The sequence below is a fragment of the Enterococcus sp. AZ163 genome (genome assembly GCF_050498925.1).
Lineage (GTDB): Bacteria > Bacillota > Bacilli > Lactobacillales > Enterococcaceae > Enterococcus_A > Enterococcus_A ferrettii.
In genome coordinates this window covers 617,289-625,419 of sequence record NZ_JBIPAO010000003.1, presented here as the reverse complement: position 1 = coordinate 625,419, position 8,131 = coordinate 617,289, and the positions used below count along the sequence as shown (strand labels likewise).

Annotated in this window: 2 protein-coding genes; both read right to left on the bottom strand. The window is 39.1% G+C overall.

Annotated elements, in window-relative coordinates; genetic code table 11:
• Nucleotides 1–5,061: pectate lyase-like adhesive domain-containing protein (locus IGI46_RS24590; protein WP_429974457.1), on the bottom strand; the 5,061-nt coding region annotated here is incomplete at its 3' end.
• A 267-nt stretch (nt 5,062–5,328) separates the two neighbouring features.
• Nucleotides 5,329–8,064 (bottom strand): KxYKxGKxW signal peptide domain-containing protein, encoded by a 2,736-nt coding sequence (locus IGI46_RS24585; RefSeq protein ID WP_429974456.1) that lies wholly within the window; start codon nt 8,062–8,064, stop codon nt 5,329–5,331.
• Nucleotides 8,065–8,131 lie beyond the last annotated feature (67 nt).

The window sequence follows — 8,131 nt, the reverse complement described above, 5'->3', positions numbered from 1 at the left end:
ACTGATACTTGTGCTAGTTGAACTTGAATCACTTAGTGATGTGCTTGTGCTTGTACTGTCACTTGTACTTACTGACGTACTTCCACTATAGCTGCCTGATTCACTTGCTGAATCGCTCGTGCTGTCGGAAATCGATGTGCTGATTGATTCGCTAATCGACGTACTGATACTTGCACTGTCGCTATCACTGATGCTGGTACTTTCTGATCTTGAATCGCTAATCGAGTTACTCAAGCTGTCACTGTCACTATTGCTGGTGCTTGTACTTTCTGATCTTGAATCGCTAATCGAATTACTCAAGCTGTCACTGTCGCTATTGCTGGTGCTTGTGCTGGTTGAACTTGAATCGCTGATCGATGTGCTTGTGCTTGTACTTTCACTAATTGAAATTGATAAGGATTCTGATTGAGACACACTCTCTGATAAGCTTTCGCTATTCGATATTGAACTACTTGTACTATCTGAAATTGAGTCGGAAATCGAATCGCTCTCACTATCTGAGATCGAATCTGAGTTTGAATCCGACGTTGAATCACTTTCACTAATCGAAATTGATAAGGATTCTGACTCCGATACACTCTCTGACAAACTTTCACTATCTGAAATGGAATTACTTGTGCTATCAGAAATTGAGTCGGAAATCGAGTTCGAAGTTGAATCGCTCTCACTATCTGAGTTTGAATCCGACGTTGAATCACTCTCACTAATCGAAATTGATAGAGACTCTGACTCTGATATACTCTCTGACAAACTTTCACTATCCGATATTGAATTACTTGTACTATCAGAAATTGAGTCGGAAATCGAGTCCGAGATTGAATCGCTCTCACTATCTGAGTTTGAATCCGACGTTGAATCACTTTCACTAATTGAAATTGACAACGATTCTGATTCTGAAACACTCTCTGACAAACTTTCACTGTTTGAAATTGAATCACTTGTACTATCTGAAATCGAGTCGGAAAGTGAATCTGAGATTGAATCGCTCTCGCTATCTGAGTTTGAATCAGATGTCGAATCACTTTCACTAATTGAGATTGACAACGATTGTGACTCTGAAATACTCTCTGACAAACTTTCACTATCTGAAATTGAATCTGAGATCGAATCCGAGATTGAGTTGCTTTCACTATCGGAAATCGAGTCTGAGATCGAATCTGAAGTTGAGTCACTTTCACTATCCGAAATTGAGTCTGAGATCGAGTCTGAAGTTGAATCACTTTCGCTATCCGAAATTGAGTCTGAGATCGAATTTGAAGTTGAATCACTTTCGCTATCCGAAATTGAGTCTGAGATCGAATTTGAAGTTGAATCACTTTCGCTATCCGAAATTGAGTCTGAGATCGAGTCTGAAGTTGAATCACTTTCGCTATCCGAAATTGAGTCTGAGATCGAGTCTGAAGTTGAATCACTTTCGCTATCCGAAATCGAACTACTTGTACTATCGTCAGACCTTGAAGTACTCTCACTATCTGAAATTGATGTGCTGATTGAATCACTTTCGCTATCTGAAATCGAATTAGATGTAGAGTCACTTTCACTGTCTGATACTGAGTTCGACAATGATTCACTTTCAGACATTGATGTTGATTCAGAGACAGGATCAACGTCATAGTTAACAACAAATCCCTGAGGAGAATTATCAACTGAGCCTGCACCATTTGTAGTTGTATCAAATTTCGGGTTAGCTGCAAGTGCTTCTGCTAAACTATTATAGGTAACTCCATCTGGACCAGTAACAGTATAAATATAACCATTTCTGGCTAAGTCAGCATCTGTTACACCTAAACTAATCGTTCCGTTAGAAACCCCAGAAACTCCATAGTTTCCTTCATTTACACTTGTTGGTAATTGTTCATAAGCTGTTCCAGTAGCAGGATCACTGCTAGGTTGATTATTACCAACTATACCAGCTAATTGGTAATCTGGATAAAGTGTAATTGTTAATGATTGAGGAGTAGCATCATTGGCATTTGTGCCATTAGCAGTAAAGTCAAACGTAAATACGCCGTTCGCATCTGCATGGTATCCAGCTTGTGTTAGGTAACCGGAAATTAAATCAGCATAGCTCATTTCAGCACCAGATGACCCATTGATTGATACATTTGCTGTCTGACCTACTAATGATGTACCATCTGAATTTACAAAGGTAACATTTACAGTTTGTACATCCGCAGCAACGTATATAGTGACAAGAACCGGATCAGTGCCCACGGTTGTAGAGGTAGCCTGTGTGAATCCATTCAGTTCCGAGCCTGTTGCGTAATGGTAGCCTTCAGCAACTAGATCATTTGTGTAGTAAGAGTTTGTCCAGTCAACTGTATTGCCATAATTAGCTGGAGTCTTGCTTGTACCCGCAGCCTCTTGTCCAGAAGAAAGGTAATCTGATGAAACAACTAATCCCGTTTTAGCATCTACATATTGATATTGAACAGAATTATTTGCTTCCCCGTAAACATAAATATTATACGTATACTCTGTACCTTCCATTGGAACAATCGCAACACCAGCTTGTCCATATGCATCTCCATCATCTGCTGATGTAGTGCTATCGCCACCGCTTTGCTTGTCTGTCAGTGCTGACGGAGGAACTTGATTTGCAATCGCCCACATGTAGTTTGGCGGCATATTTGACAAGGCATAGTCTTTGTTAACTAAATCTATATATTGCCCAATATAATTAACATCTTTATCTATAGGAACATTTATCGTTTTGACAACATTACCATATTGATCTACATAATTAACTTTGACGGTTCCAGGCTCAATTGCCGTGGTGGATAATTCACGCGTGCTACTGTCTACGATGTTAGAGGATGAAGTATTACCAGCTGTATCCTTGATGGTTGTAACACCATTTCTAATCGTCATATTGGTAAACTTAAGATTTCTATTTCCACCTGGTGTTGCTGCTTGGCTATCAGTTCCTTGCCACGTTGAAATCTGTGAGTTGTTCATTGTAAATGTTCCGGCACCACTCACCAAAGGTCCCGTACTTGGAGCGCCCGAGGTAGTATTTACTGCCATATGCAACTTCTTAGGAGAGATAAACGTAACGCTAGAACCAGCGCTATTCATTTGTATTACGGCTCCAGGTGCCCATTGATTAATATCAAGGGTTGTCCCGGCATTAAATACAACGCTTTGAGTGCCCTCTATTCGAATTGCCCCAGGTTGAGTAGATTGAGGGATAGATAAATTAAAGTTTTGACCAAATACATATTTCGCACTAGAAGATGCACCTTGTTGTCCGTTAATAAAGTATTGGAATCCCGTCTGAGTCCAGCTACAATTATCACCGACGGTTATCTTATCTATTAAATAGTAAACAGCAGGATAGTTTGCCGATTGACCGTTGTAAGTCCGTGCTGTATTCGAAGAGCCGTCTCCCATCGTAATGGAATTCCCATAACCAACACTTCCCGATGCTGCTCGTGTTTCAAAGTAAAACTCTGAGAAAGCAATATCATTAGACGTACGATTTAATGTAACGCTAGAGTTATTAGCAAAGTTAATACTTCCCACAGAACGAGTGATTTCATTTGATATATTGAAGACATTCGTACCTGAGAACACTAATTTAGAGCCTACTCCATACATAAGATGGATCGGATTATTTCCATTTGAATCACTTTTAGTTAATGTCACGTTATTGACATTTGCCGTCAACTGAGTTGCATTTGTCGGATTAATCAAGGAGTAGCCATTTCCATCATTGCCGCCAAAACCTTGTTGTGCTATTACATTGCTTAAAGTAAAGGTTGTAGAGCTTGTAATTCCACCCCAGTTAAAGGTTTGAGTACCAAGATCGATAGTATTATTGTTTCCTTGAACAATAACACTAGCCCCATTAGCACGTGCAGACATTGCTCCTGAGCTATAAGTGATGTTAGCTGTAACATCAATATAGGTAATGCTAGCATTACCCCATGCAGCTCGCAGCTCTGCATAAGTTGTTACCTTAGCATACGTCCCATTTGCTATTGCATTTGCTTTGTATGTTGCATCATTCAGAACTTCATCTGGAACGGCTACATTAACGGATGTTGGAGAATTTGACGCTCCCGGATTATTGACCGCATCCTCAAAATCTCCACGATTAATATCTGGATCGGCAGAAACGTTAATCTTTGTTGCACGACCATTAGCTCCTTTAACCGAGAAGTATGCAATTAAGTCATTTGCTGCAGCATATTTTTGTGCTGCATGAATCAATGCATTGCTTGGTACAGTACCATCTTTCATGGTAAATACTAGCTCATTTGTTTTTGCATCAACTTTTACTTCCGTCCCATTTGGAACAATTTGATCAAATAAATCTTTTGCTTTGTTTGTTTCGTTTACACTTTGTTCTTTTGCTGCTGGCTGCTTACTTTTCTCTTTGTTTAAAGAATTTACTGCACTTCGGTTTTCAGAATTACTAATTGATTCAGACAAGCTGTCAGAAACCCAAGCACTTGCAGATTCTGAATGACTCGTTGAATCAGACATACTATCAGAAGCTGCATTATTTACTTTTGCAAGAAGACTATTCGATGTTGACTCACTAATCGAATTTGAATGACTGGTTTCCTCAAACTTTGAAGTGCTAATTGACTCAGATTCAGAAATACTTATAGAATCAGAAACGCTTAACGATTCGGAAATACTAGCAGAATCCATTGTACTTTCTGATTCAGTGTTACTAGTCGAACCCGTATTACTCTCTGATTCTGTTTCAACAACTGACTCACTTTTGCTTTCTGATGCTGGAGCCTCCGAATTAGTAGTGCTATCCACGACTGGCTCTGATACACCATTTTCTGGTGTTACTGGAGCGGGTATACTTGCTGTTTCTTGATTAGCAAGTACTTGATCCGTTCCCGTATCAATCTCCATTCCTGCATCATCTTGACTCGCTGATGTAGCTTGTGCTTCCATGGTAACTAGCGTACTAGCCCCTAAAACACCCGTAAATGCCGTTATTGTAGCAAACATCCAATGCTTGCCACTTTTGTACATTTTGTAATGCTCTTTCTTGTTCGATCTAAGCAGCTTATACAAATTATTTTTACGACTCATAATTTAAGCACAGCGCCCCTTTCCTTTCAATTTTATAAACTTTTTGAAGTGCTAAAGTGATTATTACATAGGAAATGAGAGCAGGATTAAAACGTGTCAATATTGGGAAACTTAACTTTATATTCCGCAATACCAAAACAAAAAAACAAAAGAAATGATATTCTGCACTCATTTCTTTTGTTTTATAGGTATAATTCTATGTTTTTAACAAATTCCAGAGGTACCTTCTAGAGATAACCATAGTTGTCATTTCTTGTTCATTGGCGGCTATATAATACGCTCATATTCAAAGCTGAGCCATTTTGCTGGGGTTGTACCTGAAGCAAGAACAGTATGATCAATAGGAACAGGCATAACTGAAGGCGAAGCATAGACCCATTTTCTAATTAGCTTATATCCTGGAATTTCAGTTGGTGGATTCAGTGGGTCACCTGGTATCAATGTCTCTGAATATGTTAAGCCTGCATTTTTAACCGCCTCATCGAAAAGCGCTACTTCCTCGGGATCTTGTCCTAGTTCATAGGATAAACCGTACTTGTACTGATACGTTACGGGTTCAGAAATAAAATTGTATTTTAATCCTTCAAAATTTCCTTCTTTAAATGCTTCATCATAAATTCTGTCACCTATTTGATAGGTTTTTCCTTTATACGTTACGTCTCCAAAAGAATAATTCCATCCTACTGCAAAATCTTTCTTTGGATCGATAGGCAGAACCTTTACATATCCCTCTTCTTGGTTGTACATGATAAATGGACTTCTATATAACATGTCTGTATCAGACATCAACAGTTGACCAGTAACCTTGTCAAATAGATAGTTCTTGTTATATCCATCTAACCAGTCCCCTTTAATCAACTGATCATCAGCATTATTATTCTCTTTGTTCCAAATACTATCCGATGTCGATCGCGAAGCACTGCTTAGGAAACTACTTCTTTCTGACATACTGTTACTGACAGAATTAGAGAGGCTGGCTAAGGATTCATATCTTTGTGACTGGCTTTCTGAGACAGAAGTAGAAATACTCCCCTGGTTACTTTGTCTTGTAGATTGACTGGCAGAAACCGAGTCTGATGTACTTCTTAGATAGTCTTGTCTCACAGATTGACTTTCTGAGACAGACACTAAAGCGTCTGTTAAATACTCTTGTCTTGCTGATTGGCTCTCTGAAACTGAAAATGATGTGCTGCTTAAGCCATCAGCCTTTTTCAATTGGCTTTCACTTACAGACAACGATAAGCTTGCTGCAGCACTATTTTTTTGCGATTGCTTTTCTAATGCTGATTGCGATAAGCTTTCCCGTTCATTTAAATACTGTGAACGACTATCAGAAGCTGCATTCGATAAACTCGCCATTGCACTATGTCTCAATGATTGACTGGTTGAGACACTATGAGGCGCCTTATGACTCTCAGAAAGTGAGTCACTCATGGACATTGAAAAACTAGCGGAGCTGGTTGTTGATCCAGAGTTCGTCGTACTTTTTGACTCCTCGTTACTATCAGACCGCGAATTAGTTGTACTTTCCTCTTCTTTCAAGCTTTCTGATTTAGAAGATGAGTCACTAAAAGACTGGCTGTTAGATAGTGATTGCGAATTTGAATTCGATGCTTCACCCCCTATAGCTGCTTCAGAACCTGATAGACTAGCTGAAAGACTCATTGATTCTGATTTAGAATCATAATTAGAGAACCATTCTGAACTTTCTGCACTATATGAGTCTGACAATGACGTTGAAACAGATAAGATTTCACTTAACGAAATGGACTGCTCAGATGTTGAAAAATCAGACAACAATGAGTCAGTTGAAAGCGATTCATAGATTGATGTAAAATCTGAAATTGAACTTGACGTTGATGTCGAAATCGAATCTGAAGCAGAAAGAGACGTTTCACTGGTTGATTCCGTTTCACTTTCTGGAGGTGCTTCAGAAACTGATACACTCATTGATAGACTTGCTGATTCTGAGCTAGATGAATGATCGGAACGCCATTCTGAACTTTCTGTACTATAAGAATTTGATAAAGAGCTTGATAGCGACACAATTTCACTTAACGATAACGATTGTTCAGACGTTGAGAAATCCGACAGCAACGAGTTATTTGATAAGGATTCATACATTGATACAAAATCAGAAAGTGAAGTAGATATAGAATTCGATGCTGAGTCCGACACTGACCCTGAGATTGACTCTGGAAGCGCAGAATCACTTAATGATTCTGAAACAGAAGCAGATACACTTTGACTTGCTGAGATTGATGGATCAACTAACTGCATACTTAGCGACTCACTCGTACTAGCACTCTCATGTCTTGAATCAACTTCCGAGCCAAGCTTGCTGTGTAAAGAGTGTTCACTGTCTGCAAAAGACTCTCTTACTGACGCACTAAGAGAAAACATCTCTGACTGTGACGTACTGAATAGTTGGGCCGCTTCCTCTGCTGAAATACCTTCTTCACTAGCCAATGCTGAGAAAGAGGTGGATTCAGATTCCAATAAACTTTGTGAGATATGTGGAGGCGTCATTGACATTGACTGACTTTCAATTGCTAGCAGACTGTTATCAGAGTTTATTTCATTCGGTGATTGTACCTCACTCTCAGAATAATTACCGCTTTCTGTATCAGAAACAATTGTACTTTCTGACTGGATAGTACTTTCAACTATTGTGGTGCTCTCTGACAATGTTTCACTAGTTGATTCTGTCGCACTCTCTGATGTAGAATTGCCATTACTTATTGATGTAGACTCAGGTGCTGGTGGTATTTGAGTTGTTTCTTGTACAGCTAGGACGTTATCAGTATTGGTTTCTAAGGCTTCATTGGTATCTGTTGGACCTTCCTCTGCCTGCACCTGCATAGTATTCATGGAAGCGCCAAAAATCCCACTAACAGCTGTAATAGCTGCATACATCCAGTGTTTGCCACCCTTATACATTTTGAATCGGACTTTCTTGTCAGCATTTTTTAGACGTTTCAAATTATTATTTCTCGACGACAATACAATTCCTCCTTCTTCATTTTTTCTAGTTTATTACACATAATCAGGAAATTATAAAATACTCCCA